The organism is Cupriavidus basilensis, from assembly GCF_029335485.1.
Classification (GTDB): domain Bacteria; phylum Pseudomonadota; class Gammaproteobacteria; order Burkholderiales; family Burkholderiaceae; genus Cupriavidus; species Cupriavidus basilensis_E.
The window spans coordinates 1-21704 of record NZ_JARJLM010000017.1 but is presented as its reverse complement, the minus strand read 5'-3'; the positions used below and the strand labels follow the sequence as shown (position 1 = coordinate 21704).

The following is a 21704-nucleotide window of genomic DNA, read 5'->3' as shown; positions in this document are numbered from 1 at the left end:
TGACGGGGGTGCTTCGGTATGGCCAAGAAAGAACACCGGTCATTGGGGGTAAACGCTGGGCTGTTCTCCACCTACTTGTCGTCCATTTTCCGTGCAAACATCAGTGTCTCCGCAGCAGAATTCATGCTACCTATTGTGGCCTTAGCTTTGGGGAAATCGATATGACAAAAACGCATCATTTACTGCCAGAGACTCCATGCCGATCCGTGTTGGTTCTCTCGTTCAACGGCGTCACTCTGTCGGACATTGCCGGGCCAAGCGACGTCTTTCAGATCGCAAACGATCATCTGGCGCGCGGGGAGCCACCCAAATACCGCACTAGTGTCGTCTCAATGCGCGGCGGCCCCGTCCGCACGTCGTGCGGCATTACGATTGCCACTGAATCGATCAGATCGTTCGACATTCGGGCCATCGACGTCCTCATGGTGCCAGGAGGTGCTCCCCCCGAAGACCCGCCGATGCCGGCCGATGTTGTGGAATGGCTGAAGGTACATGGCGGAGCAGTGCCGCGTGTCTGCGCGATCTGCACGGGATCATTCTTGGTAGCCGAAGCAGGATTGGCCAAAGGAATGCGGCTCACAACGCATTGGAACGCATCGGACGTCCTGGCGGCACGCTATCCGGATATCCAGGTTGAACACGAACCAGTTTTCGTGCGCGACGGTCGTTTATGGAGTTCAGCCGGATTCAGCGCAGGTATCGATCTAGCGCTGGCCCTGCTCGAGGAGGATTGGGGTTATACAGCCGCCATCGATGTTGCCCGACTTCTCGTTGTGTTCCTGAAGCGTCCCGGCGATCAACCGCAGCAATCGCAAGCGCTGTCAATCCAAGGTGCCGGCGACAGAGAGTTTGGCAAGCTGCACGCCTGGATGGTCGGCAATTTGTCGGAAGCAATGACAGTGGAGGTCCTCGCAGCACGATTGGGAATGTCGCCGCGGACCTTCGCTCGGCACTACGTCGAGAAGGTCGGTCGTACGCCTGCAAAGACGGTGGAGGCATTCCGATTGGAGGCCGCTGCGCGCCGAATCGGCGAGGCCCATGTCTCGCTAAAGCAAATCGCTCGTGAATGCGGCTTCGGCGACGAGCAGAAGTTAAGGCGCGCATACGCCCGGCAGTATGGTGTGCTGCCTCGCGCGAAGGCGAAGTCGAACGGATGACAGTGCGTTCCGCGGTGCTTCCGAAGCCGTGCACTGGCAGTCTTGGCGTGGCGGCTTCAATCAGTAGACGTCATATCGCTGTGGATACAATGATCGACTGTTGATGCGTAAGTCCGGGACGCTCGACCTTGTCGTGCAGGTGGTCCGCTGTAACGAGGATCAGATTGGCTTCGTGGCGCTTCGCTGACGTTGGGTGGTGGAGCGCACCTTTGGCTGGATGATTCGTTGGCGTTGCCATGTCAGGCACTACGAGCGGCGCCCTGATGTGTCCGAGGCCATGGCCAACATTGCAATGGGCGGGCTGCTGCTATGCAGAGTCGCCCATTCTTGAATGATCAAACGGGCCGCTAACGCGTCGGTCCTCATCGAGGCTGGTGGCAACTCCCGTGAGAGGGGTCGCTGCCTCCCTCAGTGTCAGATGCAGGCGCATGTCGCGCCATCTGGCCCAAATGTAGAAGCAACCGATCTCGGTGTCGAGGCGATCGATGGCGTAGCCGAGGGAATGTGGCGCGATCGAGAGCGAGCCACCAATCTGGCGTTCCAGCCGATCGGGACGGGAACTGAGGAGGCGCCGGTGTAGCACCAGCAGTTGCCCCTGCGCGGTTTGCACCAGGATCCGATGGCCAAAGCCCGTCAGGGTCAGTACAAACTGGATTGCTGTGTCGACGAAGAACCACAGTGTCAGCGGCGACACGATTTCGAAGAGCGTGCGTGCCACGCTGCGTGTGCCATACGCTTCGAAAAGCGCGTAGACAATGAGTTCGTTGCCCACTTGGGAGATCACGAAGCTGAGCGTGAGCAGCAGTCCGGGATGAATCTTGCGAAAGGCCCACACGTATCCGGCGATCGGTCTACCCAGAAGCACTGCCAGTTCCGCGAACATCGCCTCGCGCTCAGCACTCATGGGCAACCCCCTGGACGAGCCGCTCGCGGCGTCGCCGTGGTGCGCAACTGCTGTCTTATCGCAGGTAGGCCGCGGCACAAAGCCAACCGCCTGACGCGCGTCTTCGGCGTTCGCGGTTGCATGGGGATATCTATCGTCAGGGGGCATGGCGATCCTGTTGGTTTGCATGGAGAACGAAACTCAGAAGTTGCGGCTTACGCCCAGCAGCAAGGTGAGCTTTCCTGGATCACGCGCCTTGCCGTTGCCGACATCCACGTCGTAGGCATGCCGGTCGCGCGCACGGGCGCCGACTGCGGCGGCGCTGAACTCGAAGCCCTTCCACGAATGCCGGTACTCGATGCTGAAGCTATTGACGTCGAAGTCGTGAAAGTTCCGCACACGCTGATGGCCTATGCGTACTTCGATGGCGCTGACCTTGGATAAGCGATGTAGATAGGCAAGCTCGAAGTAGCCACTGCCGCGGCTATTCTTCAGGCCGCCCTCGTAGCACTCAAGGGAGCTGGCAAGGTCATTGATTCCCGCGCATACCGTATTCGAGTTGATGCCATAGAAGTTCTCGGAAACGGTATGGAAGTAGCGCAGCGAAAGACCACGATAGCTGATGCGGCCGAACAGTTCGGTGGTGTCCGGGCTGACGTCGCCAGGGATCGCCGTGACATCGACTATCTCATCCAGTTCAGGGTCTATCGTCACGTTGTAGCCTGATGCGCCCGGCAGCCTGCTGCCCGGGAAGCGGCTGTACAGGCCGCCCACTTCATAGTGCCAGCCATCCGGGTTGCCCCCGCGGTAGCCGCCCACGGCCTGCAGTCTGATGCCATTCCCGCCAGGGTACTGGTGTTTGCTGACGCCCAGCACTTCCAGTTCTGCAAACGCCCCCGACGAATGCAGCAACTCGGCTGCCGCACGGACGGTCGGGCGATTGGCGCTGTTGCTGAGACCGCGCTCGCGGCTGTCCGTGACGGCAGCGAGCTTGAAGCTCAAGTTGAACGCGGGGCTGTCTCCTTCAGTGGGGCCAGCACTGGACTGGGACCAGGCTGGGACTGCCGTTCCTGCACCGGCAAGCGCGAGCAACAGATTTGCGATGTGATGGCTCAAGGCTACTCCTCAAGGATTGCAGGTTTGTTCCGAGCCGCTTGCAGTTTTCCAGGTCTCGGTCTCGCCAAAGACTTCCGCGCCCACGAAGCCGCGCAGGAAGAGCTTGCCGTCCCGTTTGCGTAGCGCGGCCTTGAAGGTCTTGCCTTCTTCCGGGTCATAGACCCAGCCGTCCTTCCACATTTTTCCGTCGAACTGATGTAGCTCGAGAATCAGCAGGCCGCAGATGGGGCGCAAGCGCAGCCCAGCGTTGGGATTCGCCTCATCGGTGCCGCGGTCCCTGGACCAGAGCGAGCTTTTCAGCAAGAACGTGGACACGCCGAAAGAACGCCAACACAGGTCCTTCTCGAGCACGATGCCGCGCAACAGAGTGGCTGCCTGCTCGATAGTCTGCCCTCGCTTGTCGGCGCGCGCCTGCAAGTCCTTCGGTAAGCCAACCAGGCCATGCGGGAGCACCATCGCGTCGACGCCTTCGCAGATAAATCGGAACGCGCTTGGCAGCGTGACGGGTCCGGAGTGACCCACGGTACGCGCTTTGACAGCGCCCACGCCAGGCACATGCAGCATCATCTCCGCAAGCGGCATCCGACCGCAATGCGCCCGGTCCTGAACACCGGGATGTTTCCAGGCTAGCCTGTAGGCTGCCGGGCGAGTCTGTGAATCAGCAGCACTGGCGGGGCCGCGGCGGATCCCAGGAATTCGTAAGCGAGACTACCATTTCCCGCGCGGGCAAATCGTGGTGGTGGACTCAAGATGCACCCCTGAGATAGTCGGCGATGGATCGGGTCAATTGGATTATTGAAGACATCATAACTGTTATAATCTTATCAGGAGACCTAGTGTTTACGCGGGGAGGGGGATGTGTTTGAACCTGGCCTTTCCTGACTGGCCGGTCGAGGCTTGCGTCACAGTCGTATCTCCCGGATTGGCTCCTGGGGCCTTACTCTTGGGCCGACGCACCGCCCCTATTGAGTCCGGTTCCGCTGGTACGCGTCAACTCAACTCAACGATTGGCAATCCAACGCCCAAGCGTATCGAGTCGGTCGAGGAAGAGCGCAATACGGCGTTTGCTGCGGTGGAAAAGCTCCAAGTCGAGTTGAGTTCGAGCCGCGTAGCTCGGTGCGACTAAGGAGATTGCGCGCCGGCAGTTCGACGTGGTGCAGCTCCGCAAAAACAACAAGTTCCTGGAAGGCGAGGTCCCGCGGCTGGCCGCGAAGGGCGCAGGAAAATCCGTTACGGACGACGACAATACGAAGGCACGGAATCTTGTGTTGTCCTTGATTCGTCAGGCTTGCACTTATCCGATCTATGTGCAGCGCGCCAAGGTGGCGGACACGGGCCACCGGTCGATCTGGCGAGCCGCAACCTGTGGCCGGTCGACCAGTGTCGTGAATTCGTAGGGATTCAGTACGCAAAAGCACCTATAAAAAAAGCCCTTCCGGGCAAGGCAGTAACGAAAATGGGCGTCCAGCGTCAGGAGTGCCGGCGCCAGGGTTGGGAGCGCGACCGGCATATCCCTGTGCTGTGGTCCTGTCCGGCCCAGTGGCACTCCGCTGGGCGGCTGGATGGAGTGGCGGCATGGTGAAGATGAGTCCACCACAGCCTGCGGCGAATTCGCGGCAGAGTGGGGGCGGCCATGCATGCACAGGATGGCTGCTGGCGCCAGCACCTCATCCGGTGTCTATCCGGCCTCGTGACAGACGGCCTCTATGTGCGAGCGGCCTCTGCCTTGGTCAACTTCTGCCCACGTCCAGACCCAGACGATCAATACGGCGGACAGAAAGAGGCCCAGCCCAAGGACGGTATGCGTCATCACACTGCGCAAGCAAGCCTTGGCTGGCTGGGTGGGGTGATCGGGGCTTGCGCTCGGCATAGTTGTTTTATCGCATTGCAGGGATCAGAAGAACTCGTCCAGTAAACAGTAGAACGCTATGCGCCGCTCATCTGGTTCTACACCGTAATCGCGAAAGAAAGGCGCCACCCACGCCTGTCCAAGATTCCGCGCAATGCTTCGCGCCGCCAGTGCAAGATCTTGATAGCGGTCACTGACGCCTAGGCGACCGCAGTCGATGAAGCCGGTGAATATATTTCCTTCAGCCATGAAGTTTGGCAGACAGGCATCCCCATGGGTCACCACAAGGTCATGCGTCTTCGGGAGTGTCGACAAAAGCTCGGCAAACACATCCGTGGCGGTTCGTCCCAGTCGCTCATCGTCGAAATCTGCCTCATCAACGAGCCCGGCGCTCACACGATTCTTGGCGGCTGCTACACGTTGCGCCAGGTGGTGGTCGAAGGGACACTCCGCAATAGGCACCTGGTGCAGGGTTCGTAGTGCCATCGCCACGATGCTGATGACCTGGGGCGGAGACAGGTCGTTGGCGCCGGCCAGATCATGCCCTGAGACGGCGCTCATGAGCAGCCAGTGGCGATTGTTTTCTGTCGCAGCATCAAGAACGGTAGGCCGCGGCAGGTCGATCTGCTTCAGCCAACGAAGGCGCTCAACCTCGTCCGGAAGCTCACTTAGCGCACCAATGGGCTCCGACTTCAGGAACAGATCCTCCCCGTTGCCGCAGCGGATGCGAAAAACGTCTGCTCGCGACTCTCCAATAGCCTGTCGTTCAATAAGCGCCCCAGCGAACCTCTCATACCATCTGGTCGGAATATGCATATTGTCACTACACAGTTTTCTGGCGGGATTCGCTGGAGTGGTGCACGGCTTGTTGAGCACGTCGACGTCCTCGAACTTGAACTTGAACTTGAACTTGAACTTGAACTTGAACGCACGGGCAACCCAGGGTCACCGTGCGGGCTTGTCCGCTGCTAGCAGAAGAACCGGAGGTCGACGCAGGTGCCCTTGCAGTTCAGGTCTGCTGGCAATGTACTCTGACTTGGGTTCTGGCTCGCCCAAATGCAGTAGCTGGAACCCGGACTGAAGCAGGGTGTTCACATACGTTGCCACTGTTCGGTGGTACTTGATTACACCGCCGGCAAACCGGCGCGTAGAGCGCATTGATTCGTCACTATAGCGGTCCACCGGCCAGTGCCGCATATGACCGGTTTCGTCTGTGATCGACACGATTGGGGCAGCCGTGCAGATAGGGTGCTCAACGGAGAACACCAGCCAGCCACCAAGCTTCAAGGCACGATAGATACGGTCGACAGCCTGCGCGTAATCGGCCACGTAGTGCAGCGCCATCGAAGATACCACCAGATCGAAAGAATCCTCGATTAGAACGCAGTCCTCAATCGCAGCTTGGCGGTACGTTATGCATGGGTCGTCCGTCAGCACCCGAGCCTCTTCGATCATGTGGGCGGAGACGCCGATGCCCGTGACCGCAGCCGCTCCACGGTGACGTGCCAGGCGTGCGAATTCCCCAGAGCCGCAACCGATATCCAGGACGTTCAAGCCGGAAAGGTGTGGCAGCTGTGCCTGCAATGCTGGCATCTCCAGCGCGCCGTTTAGACCCGTGTCCTTCTGTCGTAGAGCCTTGTACCCGCTGAAGAAGGATCCGTCGTCATGGATGTTCTGTTTCACGGTGATCCGAAGTCCTTTGATTGTCCGGTCATCTTGCAGTCGCCCCATGACAGCTGCGACCAGCTAACTGGACACATCAGATGGCAAGACCTCCGAAAGGAATTATTTCTGGTGATGACGGAGTATAGTGCTCACCCTGCTAGTTCCGGATCGGTGTAAGGTTTGTCGGAACTCATCTTGGCCCCCTGGAGGCCAGATTTGCTCACTTCCAGGCCCAGGCGATCAATACGGCGGACAGATAGAGGCCCAGCCCGAAGACTGTATGAGTTATCACGCTGCGAAGGCAGTTCTTGGCTGGTGTGGGCGTCTTGGCGGCTGCAAATCCTGCCCCCATGGCGGGCTGTATAACGAACAGAGGCACTGCAACAGTCGCGGCACCCACTGCGATAGCAGGCGCCAAGGTTGGTTCATGTAACCATGCAACGCCCTGGATGCATGCCAGTAGCAGCGCGAATGCAATACCTACGGCATAGTGCGTGACCCAACCCAGTTCCGACTCCCTTTGGATGGGATGTGCCTGTCCAATGCTGGCGTGCGCGAACTTGCCGTGACATAGATGCCCCACCCAGCGCCCGACTAGCGCGAAATTGAGCGTGGGAACGCCTAGCGCCTTCATGAGGGTCAGCCACACGTCCATGATGGCGGTGGCACCGATGCCCATCAGAACAACTCGAGTAATGTCTTCCGGCGATGCCATACTTACCTCTTCTTCATTGACCAATTTACCTTCCAGACGCATGATAGAAGTTGAAGTCAACTTCAAGTCAATGGGTCTGTAAATGAATATTGCCGAGGTCGCCAAGCGCACGGGAGTTCCCGCCCACACATTGCGTTTCTACGAGAGGAAGGGGTTGATCGCGTCAGTCGGCCCGCGCGGGGCTCGCCGCCAGTTTGCGCCTGCCGTGCTGGACCAGTTGGCCCTTATCGCGCTCGGTAAGGCTGGCGGTCTCTCGCTGGACGAAATACGCGCCATGCTCTCCCCGTGCGGGGAGCCGCTCGTTGACAGAGACGTGCTTTTGGCCAAGGCAGATGAGATTGATGCGACTATCAAGCAACTTCAGGCCATGAGCCGGGGATTGCGGCATGCTGCCGCATGCCCCGCTCCTAGCCACGCAGAATGTCCGACATTTCAACGGCTGCTCAAGGCAGCGGCCGCCGGCGCTTTGAAACCGCGGCATTCGACACCGCATCCGCGTCCTGCAGAGCTTCGGTCCGAGCAGGAGAATAGGCATCCGGCTGCGGGTAGAACTTAGCAGGAGTTGCGTTACCTCGGCGGCCAACACAGACAGGCTGGCGGCTCAGTGCATTGCTTCAGGGACGTTGACCTCCTCGAGCCGGCGAATCAAGCTGTCGCGGAAAAGACTGATGGTCGGTGGCAGCGCTCTCTTAGCCATGGACAATATTTGAATGTCTCGGTTTAATCGACTGTCGATTAGCGGCACAGCAATGAGGCCATAGTCCCGGTCGCTCTCATGGCTGATGAGACTGCCCAGCGCCACGGCCGTGGTACGACGTACAAACTCATGAAGAGCACCAGAGTAATTGCAGGTAAGCACCTCGGTGAAGTTAAGCTTTTCCATCTGGCAGACATGGTCAAAGAGCTGCCGTTGGGTCGTACCCGGACGTGTCATTGCGATCGGATATGGTTGCAAGGCGGCGAGCGAGAGACCGCCAAAAGTAGCCAAAGGATGATCAGGGCGCATAATGGCGCAGAGTGGGGAACGGCAAGCATAGTCAACGCGCACATCAGTCACAGGGGCAGTGCTGAAGACCACTCCGATGTCTGTTTCACCGGCCCTTACCATCTTCACGCAGTCAAATGGCGTACTGACGCTTAACACGAACTGCACCGCCGGGTTCGTCACTTCGAATTCCGCCATGACTTGAGGAAGGAAGTAACGCGACAATCCCTCCGTCGAAGCAATTTGGACGACATGCGCCTTGGTATAGCTGGCGGTGCGGAGACTGTTCACTATGGCCTCCTCCTCCAGCCGCACCCGAAGCGCGTGTGCCGCCAACGCTTCCCCAGCCGCAGTCAATACCATTCCACGAGGTCGTCGCTCGAACAGAAGCACGCCTATCCCCTCCTCGAGCAAGGCAATCTGCCGACTAATGGCGCTCGGGGCAATGTGCAACCGTTCGCTCGCCGCGGCTAGTGAGCCAGAATCGACCACCGCCAAGAAGTACTTGTAGTCCATTGATGTGCTATGAAAAGTGCTTTTTTAGGTACTTAATGTCGAATGCTGTAGAGAGGTGCTGGGATTCTAAAAATTAGATGCATCTCTTCCGAAAACGGAAATATACAGAAGCATACCGAACTTCTATAGTCCGCTCTCCAATATGATGCAGGTGGGCGGCATGCAAAAGAATGAAGCGCTTGAAGGCGTCCGGAGATACTTTGCGGAGGGGCAGTTTGAAGACCAACTCCGTCGGCGGGTAGCCGTAAAGAGTGATAGCCAAACTCCTGAACACGGCGGAGAACTTACTCGGTACTTGGTGGAGGAACTCGTTCCCCAGTTGGCGGCGCTCGGTTTTACGCATTGGATTATGGAGAATCCGGCTGGGGCAGGCCCGATTCTTGTCGCTCACCGTCACGAGTCGCAAAACGTCCCGACGGTCCTCACCTACGGTCACGGCGACGTTGTACCTGGTTACGACCAGCAGTGGCGAGAAGGCCTATCTCCATGGAATTTGACGATTGAGGGAGACCGATGGTATGGCCGCGGCACGGCGGACAATAAGGGGCAGCACACCATCAATCTCGTTGCGCTCGAACAAGTCATCAAGTCGAGAAATGGTCGCTTAGGTTTCAACGTCAAAGCCATTTTTGAGACCGCCGAGGAGCGTGGATCGCCAGGCTTGCGGCAGTTTTGCCAAGAGAACAAAGAGCTATTGTCTGCGGATCTGTTCATTGCGTCCGATGGCCCGCGCCTGAACGCCAGTCGCCCGACTATTTTTCTAGGCTCGCGCGGAACGGCCCTCTTCTCACTGGAAGTCGTTGCGCGAGAGCACGGCTTGCACTCCGGCAATTGGGGGGGGGTGATGACGAACCCTGCTGTGGTCCTGTCGAACGCGTTGGCGTGCCTTATTGATGGCAAGGGACGGCTAGCCTGCCGCGAGCTTACTCCTCCCCCCATCGCGGAGGAAGTTAGAGAGGCTATTGAAGAACTGGAGGTAACAAAGGACTCGCTTGGTCGATCCCTCGACGAAGACTGGGGAGAACCAGGTCTTACCTTTGGTGAACGCCTGTTCGGTTGGAATACACTAGAAATCCTGGCACTGTCGGCCGGAAATGCCCAAAAACCTGTCAATGCCATCCCGCCGCGAGCCAAAGCATTCTGTAATTTTCGGTTTGTGGTCGGGACACCCTGGCAGGACCTCGCAGCGATATTGCGCAGGCATCTTGATGCGCACGGATATTCAAATGTCGAAGTCGTTGTAGATCGCGTGACACCAGCGACACGTCTGGATGTGAACAACAAATGGGTGACTCTGTCCCGCGATGCAATCTCGCAAGTAACACCGAAGAAGGTCGCTCTGGTGCCAAATCTCGCCGGCACAGTTCCTAACGACATCTTTGCTGATGTCCTCGGACTTCCTACTGTCTGGATACCTCACTCCTATCCCGGCTGTTCTCAGCACGCTCCCAACGAGCATTTGCTGCGGTCTGTTGCAGAAGAGGGACTTCAAATGATGACAAGTCTTTTCTGGGAACTGGGCAACGTCTCTGCATGAAGAGACGTGAACGTGACAGATGAGAAACCATATATATAATAAATCTGGAGAACACACATGACAAACCTGTCCGCCACCATCGACCATGCCGAGGGACATGAGATACGTTCATTTTGGAAGCCAATTACCGCATCGCTTGTCGGAAACACATTGGAATGGTTTGACCTTTCCGTCTACGCATATTTTGCGCTGACGATCAGTCATGTTTTCTTTCCGGCTGCCAATCCGACTCTTTCTCTTTTTTTGGCGTTTGCGACATTCGGAATTTCCTTCTTGATCCGTCCGCTAGGTGCTGCGGTCATCGGTTCCTATGCCGATACGCATGGGCGAAAGAAGGCACTATCACTTTCCATCATCCTAATGGTGGCGGGAACTTTGATGATTGCCGTGATGCCCAACTACGCAGCCATCGGTGTACTAGCACCGATTGGTATTCTCCTCGCGCGCCTCATTCAGGGGTTCTCGGCAGGTGGGGAATTCGGCAGTTCAACTGCATTCATGATGGAGCATTCACCCAAAAGCACCAGGACGTTCGTCGCGAGCCTACAATTCGCGAGTCAAGGTTTTGGCGTTGTACTGGCATCCATTTTCGGCTACGTGTTGACATCCAACCTCACTGAACAGCAAATGCTGGATTGGGGATGGCGTACCCCGTTTATCTTTGGTCTCCTGCTTGGTCCAGTCGGTTACCTTATTCGACGCACCGTTGACGAATCGCCAGACTTCAAAGAAAGCGAACCGGGAAACAAGCCGTTGCGTGAAGTCGTGGTTTCGCAGAAAACCCTTTTGCTAATCGCAATGGGGACTTTAGTTGTTTCGACGGCCTCGAACTTTATTATAAAGTACATGCCTTCGTATGCCGCCACTACGCTGCATATCCCGCAGTCTTCAGGTTTTCTTGCGACGCTGACGGGAGGGCTTCTTCTGACCTTCGTGACCCCTATTGTTGGATACCTCGCAGGTAAGATAAATCGTGTTAAGATCATGTTGTCCGCGGCCTTGGTTTATGCCGTTGCCATCTTCCCGGCATTTATGTGGCTCAACAAAACCGCTACGACGACTTCCCTGCTTGTTGTCGTAGGGCTAATGGCTTTGATCAAGGCGGTATATTTTGCACCGCTGGCTGGCTTTATGGCGGACGTCTTTCCAGTGCGGACGCGCGTAACGGGAATGTCGTTGAGCTACAACTTGGGCGTAACAATTTTCGGTGGATTTGCACCTGTAATTGCTACGGGCCTCATTTCGCTCACGGGTTCACATCTTGCGCCTAGCTACTATCTGATCTTTGCCGCTGTCTTGAGCATTGCGGCGTTGATAGCGGCGAACCGAAAGCTTGGTTTACATTAAGGGAAAACGGATGGTGAAGGGGCTCGATTCGACGTCGCTGCTTCCTCTCCTTCTCTGAAGGAAGCCATGGAAGTATCCAGAACCCTGTCAAATCGCGCCAACCAGGTGTGGGCGCTCGACACGACCCACATTCCGATGGCGCGGGGGCTTCGTGTATCTGACGGCGGTGGTGGACTGGGCCAGCCGCAAAGTACTGGCCTACCGGGTGGCTGACTCTGGAGAGCTGCCATGCTGTAGAGGCGCTTGAGGAGGCTTTTGCGAAACACGGCACGCCGGAGATCGTCAACACCGACCAGGGCAGCCAGTTCACCGCCGCGCAGTTCACCGACTAGTCGGCATGGTTTTTGGGCAACGCCGTTTCCTGGCATCAATTTCGGCATGAAGATGAACGGGCCTGTGGCGCTTAGCATGGCTTTGCGTGCACCTCCAGTAGCACCGGCTGCATCGACGTCTCCGATCATAGGATTCGCTTTCGACGGCAACCCCGCGCAACACGATCTCATACACGCTGCCACCGGTGGAGTGAGCCTCCTGCGCGACGGCCGTTGCGTTCGCGTACCCGATGTAAGGGTTCAGCGCCGTCACCACGCCGATCGAGTTCTCCACGGTGGCGCGGAGCCCGTCCGCCCCGGACCGGCGCAAGCAGCCCACTCACAAAGAGTCGCATCAATGACGGACGCCGGGGGGAGCATTCCCAGTGCATGCCGGCGGACCGATTGTTCTATGAAGTCGGGGCATTGGGAACCACCGCTGCCGCGTAGGCCCCGATCGAAAGCCCAGCCATACCATCTACCGTTGTGCCGTCGTCGAGCAGAAGCCGCGCGCTGGCCACGCCCGCCACCAGCAGACAAAGCTGCCCGGCATCGATCCGCGCGCCATTGCGCTCGGCGCGCTGCCTGCCACGCAAGCCGCGGGAATCCTGCCAGAGTCGTCCCATACGGCGGATTGCTAGGGATCTCCAATCGTGACAAGGTGGGAAAGGAGGCTGTCTCGACCTAGAGCGTGCTTCTATACAGGCCACCGTCGATCACCAAGTTCTGACCAACGATGAAGCTCGCACTATCCCCGCACAGAAAGGCGCACGCGGCGCCAAATTCCTCAGGCGTTCCAGATCGACCTGCTGGCACATCTTCGATCATCTTGTCCGCCACAGGTCCAAGTTCGCGAATACGCTCGGTCAATATGGTGCCGGGAAGCAGGTTATTTATCGCGATGTTAAATTTCGCCACTTGTCTCGATACGGACGCCACATAGCCTGTCAGCGCCATTCTCGACGCAGTGGAAAGTTCCAAGTGTTCCACGGGCTTCCTTACGGCCACGGAAGTGATGTTGACGATCCGTCCGAAGCGGCGTTCAATCATGCTGGGCAGTGCGCTTTGGATCAGGTCGATGGCGGAAAGGAAATTCAGCTCCAATGCCCTATGCCATTGGGCGGCATCGACGTCCAGATAGGGCATGGCGGGAGGCCCCCCGGCATTGGTTACCAGGATATCCATCGTGGGGCACGATGTCAGCACGGCTGCCCGCTCGTCGGGTCTAGACAGATCGGCAGCTAGCCAATCGACACCTTGATTTGTATTTGCCGAAAGCAGGTCGACTGCCGTGCGCAACTTGTTTTCGTCGCGCGACACAAGCGTCACATGAACACCCTCGGCGGCCAGTGCCTTGGCGCACGCAAATCCGAGTCCTGTCGATGCACCGCAGACCAATGCACGACGTCCAGTAATTCCAAGATCCATCTAACGCTCCGCTTGCCCGCACTACGAGGGCGTACCAGGGACAATCACGAATTCGGCTTCTGACGCCGTTTCCCGGATCGCCTTGGCTGACTGATATTCGGCGGACTCATAAAATGCCTTCGCGCATTCCATATCAGGGAACTCCACAACGACCACGCGACGGTCTTCCCGAGGGCCCTCAAGCGTAAGGGGCGGTCGTCCTCTGGAGAGAAATTTCCCGCCATGAGCCTCGACGATGGCGGGAGTCAATGCGGTGTATTTGGCGTAGATATCGGGATAGTCGATCTTCACGCGTGCGATCAGGTAGGCAGACATTGGCTTCTTGGCATTCGCACCCAGTGAGCAAGTGCGTAGTGTTAGTCGCATCGATAATAGATGCCAACGAAGGCGTCAGAGAGTGGCTGGAAGTTGTATCTGATATTGGCAATGTTCATAACTGATCGCTGGCAGAGCTCCGTGCCGGGCTCGCTACGACGTTTTGCCGGGCGACGCGGCGATCGTATTCGAGCGGAGCTCGAGCCGTCGCCGGACGGAATGTCACTTGCGCCGTCGAACGTAGAAGGTTTCGTTCGGGAGAACTCTGAGCGCACATCTCCGCTCCACATGACGGACATCTGCCGGATGGCGTTCTTGCTGGGGCTCAATAGTGTCTTGACGGGGCAAAGGGCCTAATGTCCTACTGCACATCGAGAGTCTCGCGTGGAGGAGGTGTCTGAAGCCGGTCTCGGCAATGAGGAGGTGGATGTCGGCATTGGCTCGCCACCGATGAGTTGGGGGGGTACTCTCCCTGCAACTTCGCCTGCTTCACGTCTATTGATACGCGATAGAGAACCATCGGCAACCTGCCCCGACCATCTGGCCTGATGCCTGGCAAGTGGGAGCGCCAGGCGTCAGGCCGATTCGGGGCCATGTCAGGTTCCGGACTTCACAAGCGCGGCATAGATGCCATTGATACTCGTCAATTCCTCGTGCGTGCCTACTTCGACGATTCGACCTCGTTGCAGAACGACGATCTGATCTGCGCGTCGGATGGTGGATAGGCGATGAGCGATCGTTATCGTGGTTCGCCCCTTAGACAGGTTTGCAAGTGCGGATTCCATGGCGCGTTCCGTCTTGGTATCGAGCGCGCTGGTTGCCTCGTCGAGGAGAAGCACGGGCGGATTTCTCAGAATCGTGCGCGCTAAGGCGAGCCGTTGCTTCTCTCCGCCAGAGAATCGATATCCTCGATCTCCAACGAGCGTATCGTAGCCGTCAGGCAGCGCAGCCAAACTATCGTGAATCTGTGCAATCCTGGCCGCTTCAATCAGTTCTTCGTCTGTGGCGTCTGGTTTTGCAAATCGGAGGTTCTCGGCGACAGACGCGTAGAGCAAATAGGGTTCCTGCGTTACGACGCCCAACATATCTGTCAACGTCTCAAAACTCAGATCGCGTACATCGACGCCGTCATATCGGATTGCGCCTCTATCTGCATCGTACAGACGCGCAAGAAGATAGCCTAGCGTGGTTTTGCCAGATCCAGTCGTGCCAACGATGGCGACACTGGATCCGGCAGGGATGTTGATGGAAATGTCCGACAACGTAGGCTGGAGTGCTCCAGGATAGGTGAACTGGACATTCTCGACGCGAACCGCTCCCCGCATCTGAGGTCGGCCGAAGTGCACGGCATCGGGCGATTCGACGATCTCGACGGGCTTGTCGAGATACTCAAAGACGCGAGCGAACAGAGCGCGCGTCGTGCGCATTTCTCGGCCAATGACCAAGAGTTGCTCGAGTGGCCACAACAGTTGTTCCTGCAATGCGATCATTGCCACAAGCGTGCCAATGGTGGCTGGAGCGCCGGAATTCAGCAGCAGTCCGCCCAGCAACAGGGTGAGCGCCGGAAGCATGGCCAGCATCAGATATATCAATTGCCATTGCCACTCACCCGTGGTGTGTGAGCGAACTTCCAGCTTGGCGACATCTTGCGATGTCCGTGAGAAGCGCCGAATCAGATGCTCGGCGCGGCCCATCGTGCGGGCAAGGATGATCCCCGCAATCGAGAGCGACTCCTGAACCGCTGCTGACATATCCCCGAGGCGGACCTGCTGCTCATGTGTGAGGGATTCTCGCAGCTTTCCGACACGATCACTCAGGAGAATGGAGCACGGCACTACGATCATCGAAAAGAGCGCGAGACGCCAATCGAGGACGAACATGGCGATGGCGGTCATGACAACGATGCTGGTGTTTCGTGCGAGCTCATTAGCCGTATTGGTGACCAATGCCTGCAATCCGCCGATATCACTGGCGATGCGCGACTGGATTTCGCCAGAGCGCGTCGCCGCAAAGAAGGACAGCGGTAGCGATTGCAGGTGCGAGTACAACCGTACGCGCAAATCGTGCATGATGGATTGCCCGATCTTCGTTGACATGACGATCTGCAATGTATTCAGCACGGCCGAGAGTGCGGCAATGCCAATAAGTCCACCCGCCAGATACATCAGTAGTGTGATGTTAGCCTGAGGGAGTGCCTCGTCGATGATCGCTCGCAACATGAAAGGCGAGGCCATTCCGATGGCCGAGCTGACCAGCAGCAGGCTGACAACCCAAGCTATCTGGCGCGTATAGGGCGTGAACAGTGCAATGATCCGGCCTGCCGAGACGTGTTTGGCTGCCAGTTCGCGATATGCGTTTATCTTTGTTGTTTCAGATTCATTCATGATTGATTAACCCCAGGTTACCCTGGTGGCGCCCCCTTGCATTACCGCCTCATTGCGACTTGATCCAGTCGGTGATCAGCGTTAGTGCGCCCGGCGCATATGCATGCCGCCCGAGGCACATGAACAGTGCAACCTTCCATTTGGGCCATTGCGATTCGAGCTGATAGTCGAACCAACGCGCGCGCAGCAACGCATGAGTAGCGTTTCGTACGAGCGTGATAGTCCGGTCACTGTGGTCGGCGAAAGCTCGCGCATACGAGTTGGCGTCATTGACCGGGTCGACGTTCCTGTCCAATGCACCCCATGCGGCGAGTACCGGGCCATGCATTGTCGCGAGCGCGGTGGAGGAATCCTCGGCGTAATTGCGCGCAATAAAAGCGAAGCGATGGGGTTCGATATCCGGTCGCGCATTCGGGTCCGCAGGCTCACCCTGGCGAGAAAAAATGCGGTCGTTGGACTTCAGTTCGGCGGCAATCGCTGCGTCGATGCTGGTCGGCGGGACGCCTTGGGCTCGCAACCGCTGCTGCGTCAGGTAAACACCTTGCCTGCGCCAATTGACTGCGCCGCCGACGATGACCGAGAACGCTGGCCGTACTTCGCTGGCTACGCGCGGAATGACCCAGCCGCCCTGTGAGAACCCGAGTAGACCGATCTTGTGGTTGGGTCCTATGGCCTGGCGTACACGGGTCATCGCCACGACGGCCTCGTCTGCCCGGTCCTGCATCGATTGTGCAAGCCAATCACCGCTACTTTGGTCAATGCCTGCCTTGTCCCACGTAAATACCCCGATGCCGGCGTCCAGAAGCGCATTGATGAGCGGCAGGTAGCCGCCTTCAGAGAAGCGATCGCGAGGCCCGTCGCCGTGGATGAGCAGGGCAATCGGCGCATTGGGTGCATTTCTGGGCATCACAAGGGTGCCGGACAGTTCGGCATTGCCGGCATGAAACGTCAGAGCCGAGACGCGCGCGTTCTTCAATTCGAAATCGGACAGGCCGTGCAGGGCAAATGCTCCCAACATGCAAAGCAACAGGAGGAGGGCGGCGCCTGTGGCGAGGAGGGGGCTGATTCGCTTCTTCAATTCTTTCCCTCTATGTAGACCGGCGCATATTGACACGCTTCGGATGATGTTTAATAATAGATCGAGTAGTCAGTCTATTAAATATTTTGGCAAGCGTCTAGGGGGTCGCATGCGAACGATTGACCCGGCAAAGATGGAGGCGAAGCGACGTCATATCTTGGATGCTGCAATCGACTGTTTCTCACGCAACGGGTTTCATGGCACTTCGACGGCAGCGATCTGTGCAGCGGCGGGCATGAGTCCGGGAAATCTGTTTCACTATTTCCCGACGAAAGCGTCGATCATTGAGGCGATCGCACAGGAAGATCAGTTGGCAACCGCTGAGATATTTGCTCGGTGGTCTGAGACGGACGACGCGTTGACGGCCATCGAGGAGATCGTTCTCGAGTTCATGCGGCTCGCGAGCGAACCTGTGTACGCGCGCATCAGCATCGAGATTGGCGCTGAAGCAACGCGCAATCCAGACGTTAACGCACTGTTTTTGGCCAACGAAGAGAAAGTCAAGGGTCGTATGGTCTCGTTGATCAAACGAGGTATCACTCAAGGCACGATAGACACGACGCTGGAATCTGATTTGGTAGCGACATGGCTGATTGCCCTTGCTGAAGGGGCTGTAGGGCGTGTTGTTTTCGATCGCGGTTTCGACTCATACGTGCATGAGCCAATGCTTCGGCGAATCGTGCGCAAGACGTTACAGCCGTAGCAGAAGTGCTGCGCGACGATCGAATGCCGGCCGACTTTTTCGCAGCGGCGAAAAGGTCCTGATCGAGTGACCAGGAGGGAGGCACGCTCAGAGGCAGGCTACGGTCGAAATGCCGGGCGTTCATCCGTGACCTCACCCTGCTTCGATGCCCGGATATGCTTGCATGGACGCTTGCGCATGTGGCCGAGTCGACCCCAGCAGCTTGTGGGTTTGGCAAGCCGGTCTTGCCCATTCGGGCAGTGCTTCGGGTCAGGATCAGAAATGACTGGGCCGGCTTTGCCTGGGGCAACGTGCTGTCCCCCGGGCGAGGGCGCGGGACGGTGCATGTCCGGAAGTCGATCAGTCACCATCGCCGCGATGCCATTGCACGTCGTGATCCTGGCTTGTTGTGAACGCATAGGCCACTTGTTCGATGTAGCCCGGTGTCCTTCAAAATGCTGGCCTTCGCGAGAACTGCTGAGCCTGTACAAACGGCAGGAGTCCATGCGGTTCCTTGTCCTGCTTTCGCATGAGCTCGAGCATAGCGGGATTGCCGACTTCGGTACGCGTACCCACGCCACCGGGAACAATCGAGATGTCGAATTGCGGCGCGGTATCGAATGAATAGGTCGCAACAGTCTCGACACCTTGTGCTGACCTCACCGAACCACCATGTTCGGACACCATCAGAATCTGATAATCAGGAAGATTGCCCCACATCTCCACTGGTCCAACTACGTCCAGCGTCTCGAAACTCGGGAACATCACGATGCCGATCCTTTTCTTGGCGTTCGCTGTCGCCGTTGGTATTTCCTCGGGGCTCGCTGCTGGAGAGGCCATGGACGTGCCGGATGCGACCATCCGATTTTGTGCCGTCATCTGGAGTGTTCCCTTGTGAGCGAGCGGTCGTGCCTGACGCACAAAAAAAGGAGCGCGGACATTCCGCAATCAGGTCGATATACATAGCATGAGTGTGCCGCGCATAATCACCGCGGTTCAACTCGCCGCTGCTGGCGGCAAGGACAGCGATTGCGCTCTTGGTTGGTGCTTTGGAATGCGCGGTCGCGCGTGCAGGTGGTCGAGCAAGTGGCAGGTTTGAGTGGCCGGAGAAGGCTAGTGCTGTCTCGACCTGGAACTCGTCCGACTATGCGAGTCGATGCATGTCGTCCCATGGTGGATGCTACGGTTGGCTTGCGTATTCGACCGTTGAGCTGCCAGATCGATGTCAAATTCAAGTAGATCCGCCCGCGTCCTTGCGTGCGTGACGTCGCTGAGAGGTAATATCGAGTCTTGCTCGCCATACCAGAGCCGGACTCTTGTCCTTCCGGATCGGGCTCTGCGCTGACATGGCAGGCTGGCCTGGGGCTGCGTGCCTCCGATATCTGGGCCGACCATCCGGGAGGTAGCCGTCATCATCTCAAAGCATCGGCCTTCTGGATTCCAAGTGTCAGATGTCAACCAATGGCCGAGTGCTGCAATCGGATCACCAGTCTTCCCTGGAAATCGGTGACGATCCTGAATTTATCGCTTCTCAAACAGGCTCGAAATAGTGTTTCGCAGCCAGCGGATGCCTTCGTCCTGCCGGCTTCTTTCGTGCCAATGTAGGCGGATGTCGAAGGTTGGCAGTTCCAGTGGCGTCGGAACAATGTGAAACGCCTTTGGATCGTGAAACGACAGAACCGCAACATCGGGCACCGTCAGCAAGTAGTTGCTTTTCGACAGAATCTGCTCAGCAGCCAAATAGTGAGGGATTGCCAGCGCGATGTTGCGACGCATGCTCATCGAACGCAATGCGCTCTCTACCAGTGAATGCCCGCTGCTTGTGGCGTCAATCGCCAAGTGATCCGCCGAGGTAAAGGCCGCTAGATCCAGTTCGCTCTTTGCCAGAGGATGGCCCTTGCGCATGGCCGTGACATAGTGTTCGTGGCGCAGGAGGCGCGAATGCACGCGTCCCTTGATCATCGGCAGGGAGCCAATGGCCACATCAATCTCCCCGGAACTCAAGCCTGCTTCCAACGTTTCCCACGCAAGATTCTTGACCGTAAGTCGGATGCCCGGTGCTCGGCGGACGAGGAAGTTGTTCAGGCCCGGCAGGAATACGAGCTGGCCGATGTCGGTCATGTGGATCTTGAAGGCCCGCGTGGACTTTGCTGGATTGAACCCCTGCGGATGGGTCAGTGCCAGTGTGACACCCTCCAACAACGGCCGCAGCTTGTCCCTGAGCGCGATGGCGATGTCCGTGGGGGCGACTCCATAGCGAACCCGCACAAAGAGCGGATCGCCGATCGCCCGGCGCCACCGTTGGACCATCACGGAAACAGCTGATTGGCTCATGTCCAAACGCAGGGCCGCCTGGCTCAGGTTCTGGCATTCGCAGATGAGGCAGAAAGCATGTAGTTCCGCAAGCGTCCAGTTATATGATTTGTAAATATTAGATACCAAGATGGGGAAAACTCCAGCACATTTTTGCCATATATTATAGATGGTTTGAATAGTACAGCGAAGCGGCAACAGGGCGGTTCCCTGGTATGCCGCCCGTGTTATGGAGCACGCATGAGCAGAGCTGAGATCACATGGTTTGACGGTAGCTGGAGCACCACCAAGGTGCCCTTGATTGGCGCGACCGATCACGCTTTCTGGATGGCGTCTACGGTGTTTGACGGGGCTAGGTCGATTCAAGGCCACGTGCCGGACATTGCGGCGCACAGCGAGCGCCTGATCCGTTCCGCGGTTGCCTTGGGTATGCATCCGAAGATCAACCGTGAGGAAGTCGAGAGTTTAGTATGCGAGGGCCTCAAGCGCCTGCCGCAGGGGCATTTCGACTACTACATCAAGATGCTGTTCTTCTGTTCCGACGGGTTTCTGCTTCCGGATCCGGCATCGACCGCATTGGCTCTGCATATTTTCGAGTCCCCCCTGCCGGAAGACAGCGGATTCAGCGCCACATTCAGCCAATTCCGCCGCCCCGAGCCATCTATGGCGCCTACGGATGCGAAGGCATCGTGCCTCTATCCGAACACGCAGCGTGTCCTGCGGGATGCAACGGCGCGGGGCTTTGATGGGGCGGTTGTGCTCGGCCCGGACGGCCATGTCGCGGAGTTCGCCGTCGCGAACCTGTGGATAGTGCGAGATGGCGTTGCCATGACCCCGGAACTGAATGGAGCGTTCCTGAATGGGATTACGCGGCAGCGTGTCATGGCACTACTACGCGAGGACGGGATCGAGGTTCGCGAAGTGCGCTTGACCCCCACGGACGTACTGGAGGCAGATGAGCTGTTCAGTACGGGCAATCATGGCAAGGTTCTTCATTGCGACCGTATTGAGGACCGCAGCTTGCCGCATGGCCCTGTCGCGAGCCGTGCGCGTGAACTCTACATGGCCTATGCACTAAGTTGCTGACGCGATGTCAGCCCATGACTACCGGGAGTAGGGAACCTGCTCTCCTACTTGATGGCAGGCGTAGCAGCGAGCGACGCGTGTCGGTGCCGGAGCCCCCTTTGCTGCGTTCGACTGGCGGCGCCCTGCGGGGTCCAACCTGGCAGCGGCGCCCGGGGCATGGCCTCCCACAGCAACTGCAGTGTCACGCCCTTACGGCGCAGTTCGCGATGCAGGTAGGGGACGTCCGGCGTCACCCGCCCGCCTGGGCTGTTGGCCGGCATCAGCTTGCTTCCTTGCAAAAAAGGAAACAGCGTATCGCCGGCGTTCTAGCCCATGCGCAGTCCCACCCCCAGCCCTT

At 57.9% G+C, this 21704-nt stretch carries 21 protein-coding genes and 3 pseudogenes; 9 read left to right on the top strand and 15 right to left on the bottom strand.

Annotated features, from left to right (window positions below; genetic code table 11):
* Window positions 1–161 precede the first annotated feature (161 nt).
* Complete coding sequence (locus tag P3W85_RS01240) at window positions 162–1157, top strand: GlxA family transcriptional regulator (protein WP_276263428.1); 996 nt, start codon at window positions 162–164, stop codon at window positions 1155–1157.
* An 85-nt stretch (window positions 1158–1242) separates the two neighbouring features.
* Window positions 1243–1488, top strand: a pseudogene (locus P3W85_RS01235) (transposase); the annotation flags it as partial.
* Here P3W85_RS01235 and P3W85_RS01230 read toward each other — a convergent pair.
* The 3 genes from P3W85_RS01230 to P3W85_RS01220 form a co-directional block, all read right to left on the bottom strand.
* Complete coding sequence (locus tag P3W85_RS01230) at window positions 1465–2061, bottom strand: hypothetical protein (protein WP_276263427.1); 597 nt, start codon at window positions 2059–2061, stop codon at window positions 1465–1467. The pseudogene P3W85_RS01235 and the gene P3W85_RS01230 overlap by 24 nt on opposite strands.
* Window positions 2062–2241: 180 nt before the next feature.
* Window positions 2242–3156, bottom strand: a complete 915-nt coding sequence (locus tag P3W85_RS01225; RefSeq protein WP_276263426.1) for a TorF family putative porin — start codon at window positions 3154–3156, stop codon at window positions 2242–2244.
* A gap of 9 nt (window positions 3157–3165) precedes the next feature.
* The gene (locus P3W85_RS01220) at window positions 3166–3723 is read right to left on the bottom strand and encodes a DUF2147 domain-containing protein (protein WP_276263425.1); all 558 of its coding nucleotides are present in this window, start codon (window positions 3721–3723) and stop codon (window positions 3166–3168) included.
* A gap of 584 nt (window positions 3724–4307) precedes the next feature.
* Between P3W85_RS01220 and P3W85_RS01215 the strand changes: the two genes are divergently transcribed.
* A complete protein-coding gene (locus tag P3W85_RS01215) occupies window positions 4308–4553 on the top strand; it encodes a hypothetical protein (protein WP_276263424.1) in 246 nt (81 codons plus the stop codon).
* 497 nt (window positions 4554–5050) lie between these two features.
* On the opposite strand, the gene P3W85_RS01210 is transcribed toward P3W85_RS01215, so the two are convergent.
* From P3W85_RS01210 to P3W85_RS01200, 3 genes are all read right to left on the bottom strand, one after another.
* The gene (locus P3W85_RS01210) at window positions 5051–5821 is read right to left on the bottom strand and encodes an APH(3')-II family aminoglycoside O-phosphotransferase (protein WP_276263423.1); all 771 of its coding nucleotides are present in this window, start codon (window positions 5819–5821) and stop codon (window positions 5051–5053) included.
* Between the two features lie 129 nt (window positions 5822–5950).
* Window positions 5951–6688 carry a class I SAM-dependent methyltransferase gene (locus tag P3W85_RS01205; RefSeq protein WP_276263422.1) on the bottom strand — a complete coding sequence of 246 codons (738 nt, stop codon included), beginning with the start codon at window positions 6686–6688 and terminating at the stop codon, window positions 5951–5953.
* A 202-nt stretch (window positions 6689–6890) separates the two neighbouring features.
* Window positions 6891–7385, bottom strand: coding sequence for a DUF2938 domain-containing protein (locus P3W85_RS01200; RefSeq protein WP_276263448.1), 495 nt, complete (start codon window positions 7383–7385; stop codon window positions 6891–6893).
* 82 nt (window positions 7386–7467) lie between these two features.
* Between P3W85_RS01200 and P3W85_RS01195 the strand changes: the two genes are divergently transcribed.
* A complete protein-coding gene (locus tag P3W85_RS01195; protein WP_276263421.1) occupies window positions 7468–7941 on the top strand; it encodes a helix-turn-helix domain-containing protein in 474 nt (157 codons plus the stop codon).
* A gap of 45 nt (window positions 7942–7986) precedes the next feature.
* On the opposite strand, the gene P3W85_RS01190 is transcribed toward P3W85_RS01195, so the two are convergent.
* A complete protein-coding gene (locus tag P3W85_RS01190) occupies window positions 7987–8886 on the bottom strand; it encodes a LysR family transcriptional regulator (protein ID WP_276263420.1) in 900 nt (299 codons plus the stop codon).
* A gap of 160 nt (window positions 8887–9046) precedes the next feature.
* Here P3W85_RS01190 and P3W85_RS01185 point away from each other — a divergent pair, with 160 nt between their 5' ends.
* The 3 genes and pseudogenes from P3W85_RS01185 to P3W85_RS01175 all read left to right on the top strand — a co-directional run.
* Window positions 9047–10423, top strand: coding sequence for a M20 family metallopeptidase (locus P3W85_RS01185; RefSeq protein WP_276263419.1), 1377 nt, complete (start codon window positions 9047–9049; stop codon window positions 10421–10423).
* A 57-nt stretch (window positions 10424–10480) separates the two neighbouring features.
* Entirely contained in the window at window positions 10481–11770 is a 1290-nt protein-coding gene (locus tag P3W85_RS01180) for an MFS transporter (protein WP_017227458.1), read from the top strand.
* Window positions 11771–11863: 93 nt separating this feature from the next.
* Window positions 11864–12096 (top strand): annotated as a pseudogene (locus P3W85_RS01175) (transposase); the annotation flags it as partial.
* On the opposite strand, the pseudogene P3W85_RS01170 reads toward P3W85_RS01175, so the two are convergent.
* From P3W85_RS01170 to P3W85_RS01145, 6 genes and pseudogenes are all read right to left on the bottom strand, one after another.
* Window positions 12092–12394: pseudogene (locus tag P3W85_RS01170) on the bottom strand (hypothetical protein); the annotation flags it as partial. The pseudogenes P3W85_RS01175 and P3W85_RS01170 sit on opposite strands and share 5 nt — an antisense overlap.
* Before the next feature lie 97 nt (window positions 12395–12491).
* Complete coding sequence (locus tag P3W85_RS01165; protein WP_276263418.1) at window positions 12492–12707, bottom strand: hypothetical protein; 216 nt, start codon at window positions 12705–12707, stop codon at window positions 12492–12494.
* 58 nt (window positions 12708–12765) lie between these two features.
* A complete protein-coding gene (locus P3W85_RS01160) occupies window positions 12766–13509 on the bottom strand; it encodes an SDR family oxidoreductase (protein WP_276263417.1) in 744 nt (247 codons plus the stop codon).
* A gap of 21 nt (window positions 13510–13530) precedes the next feature.
* The gene (locus P3W85_RS01155) at window positions 13531–13824 is read right to left on the bottom strand and encodes a DUF1330 domain-containing protein (RefSeq protein WP_276263416.1); all 294 of its coding nucleotides are present in this window, start codon (window positions 13822–13824) and stop codon (window positions 13531–13533) included.
* A 596-nt stretch (window positions 13825–14420) separates the two neighbouring features.
* Entirely contained in the window at window positions 14421–16208 is a 1788-nt protein-coding gene (locus P3W85_RS01150) for an ABC transporter ATP-binding protein (protein WP_276263415.1), read from the bottom strand.
* Between the two features lie 49 nt (window positions 16209–16257).
* On the bottom strand, window positions 16258–17274 hold the full coding sequence (locus P3W85_RS01145; RefSeq protein WP_276263446.1) for an alpha/beta hydrolase family protein: 1017 nt from the start codon (window positions 17272–17274) through the stop codon (window positions 16258–16260).
* 121 nt (window positions 17275–17395) lie between these two features.
* Here P3W85_RS01145 and P3W85_RS01140 point away from each other — a divergent pair, with 121 nt between their 5' ends.
* A complete protein-coding gene (locus tag P3W85_RS01140) occupies window positions 17396–17989 on the top strand; it encodes a TetR/AcrR family transcriptional regulator (protein ID WP_017227465.1) in 594 nt (197 codons plus the stop codon).
* 429 nt (window positions 17990–18418) lie between these two features.
* Here P3W85_RS01140 and P3W85_RS01135 read toward each other — a convergent pair whose 3' ends face one another.
* Both P3W85_RS01135 and P3W85_RS01130 read right to left on the bottom strand, forming a co-directional pair.
* A complete protein-coding gene (locus tag P3W85_RS01135; RefSeq protein ID WP_276263414.1) occupies window positions 18419–18847 on the bottom strand; it encodes a DJ-1/PfpI family protein in 429 nt (142 codons plus the stop codon).
* 642 nt (window positions 18848–19489) lie between these two features.
* Window positions 19490–20410, bottom strand: coding sequence for a LysR family transcriptional regulator (locus tag P3W85_RS01130; RefSeq protein WP_035812425.1), 921 nt, complete (start codon window positions 20408–20410; stop codon window positions 19490–19492).
* A 111-nt stretch (window positions 20411–20521) separates the two neighbouring features.
* Here P3W85_RS01130 and P3W85_RS01125 point away from each other — a divergent pair, with 111 nt between their 5' ends.
* Window positions 20522–21367 (top strand): branched-chain amino acid aminotransferase, encoded by an 846-nt coding sequence (locus P3W85_RS01125; RefSeq protein WP_276263413.1) that lies wholly within the window; start codon window positions 20522–20524, stop codon window positions 21365–21367.
* Window positions 21368–21704 lie beyond the last annotated feature (337 nt).

Coding starts and splice junctions, on each gene's coding strand:
- P3W85_RS01240 (WP_276263428.1), top strand. CDS start 162: ATGACAAAAACGCATCATTTACTGCCAGAGACTCCATGCCGATCCGTG.
- P3W85_RS01230 (WP_276263427.1), bottom strand. CDS start 2,061: ATGAGTGCTGAGCGCGAGGCGATGTTCGCGGAACTGGCAGTGCTTCTG.
- P3W85_RS01220 (WP_276263425.1), bottom strand. CDS start 3,723: ATGATGCTGCATGTGCCTGGCGTGGGCGCTGTCAAAGCGCGTACCGTG.
- P3W85_RS01210 (WP_276263423.1), bottom strand. CDS start 5,821: ATGCATATTCCGACCAGATGGTATGAGAGGTTCGCTGGGGCGCTTATT.
- P3W85_RS01200 (WP_276263448.1), bottom strand. CDS start 7,385: ATGGCATCGCCGGAAGACATTACTCGAGTTGTTCTGATGGGCATCGGT.
- P3W85_RS01195 (WP_276263421.1), top strand. CDS start 7,468: ATGAATATTGCCGAGGTCGCCAAGCGCACGGGAGTTCCCGCCCACACA.
- P3W85_RS01190 (WP_276263420.1), bottom strand. CDS start 8,886: ATGGACTACAAGTACTTCTTGGCGGTGGTCGATTCTGGCTCACTAGCC.
- P3W85_RS01185 (WP_276263419.1), top strand. CDS start 9,047: ATGCAAAAGAATGAAGCGCTTGAAGGCGTCCGGAGATACTTTGCGGAG.
- P3W85_RS01180 (WP_017227458.1), top strand. CDS start 10,481: ATGACAAACCTGTCCGCCACCATCGACCATGCCGAGGGACATGAGATA.
- P3W85_RS01165 (WP_276263418.1), bottom strand. CDS start 12,707: ATGGGACGACTCTGGCAGGATTCCCGCGGCTTGCGTGGCAGGCAGCGC.
- P3W85_RS01160 (WP_276263417.1), bottom strand. CDS start 13,509: ATGGATCTTGGAATTACTGGACGTCGTGCATTGGTCTGCGGTGCATCG.
- P3W85_RS01155 (WP_276263416.1), bottom strand. CDS start 13,824: ATGTCTGCCTACCTGATCGCACGCGTGAAGATCGACTATCCCGATATC.
- P3W85_RS01150 (WP_276263415.1), bottom strand. CDS start 16,208: ATGAATGAATCTGAAACAACAAAGATAAACGCATATCGCGAACTGGCA.
- P3W85_RS01140 (WP_017227465.1), top strand. CDS start 17,396: ATGCGAACGATTGACCCGGCAAAGATGGAGGCGAAGCGACGTCATATC.
- P3W85_RS01135 (WP_276263414.1), bottom strand. CDS start 18,847: ATGACGGCACAAAATCGGATGGTCGCATCCGGCACGTCCATGGCCTCT.
- P3W85_RS01125 (WP_276263413.1), top strand. CDS start 20,522: ATGAGCAGAGCTGAGATCACATGGTTTGACGGTAGCTGGAGCACCACC.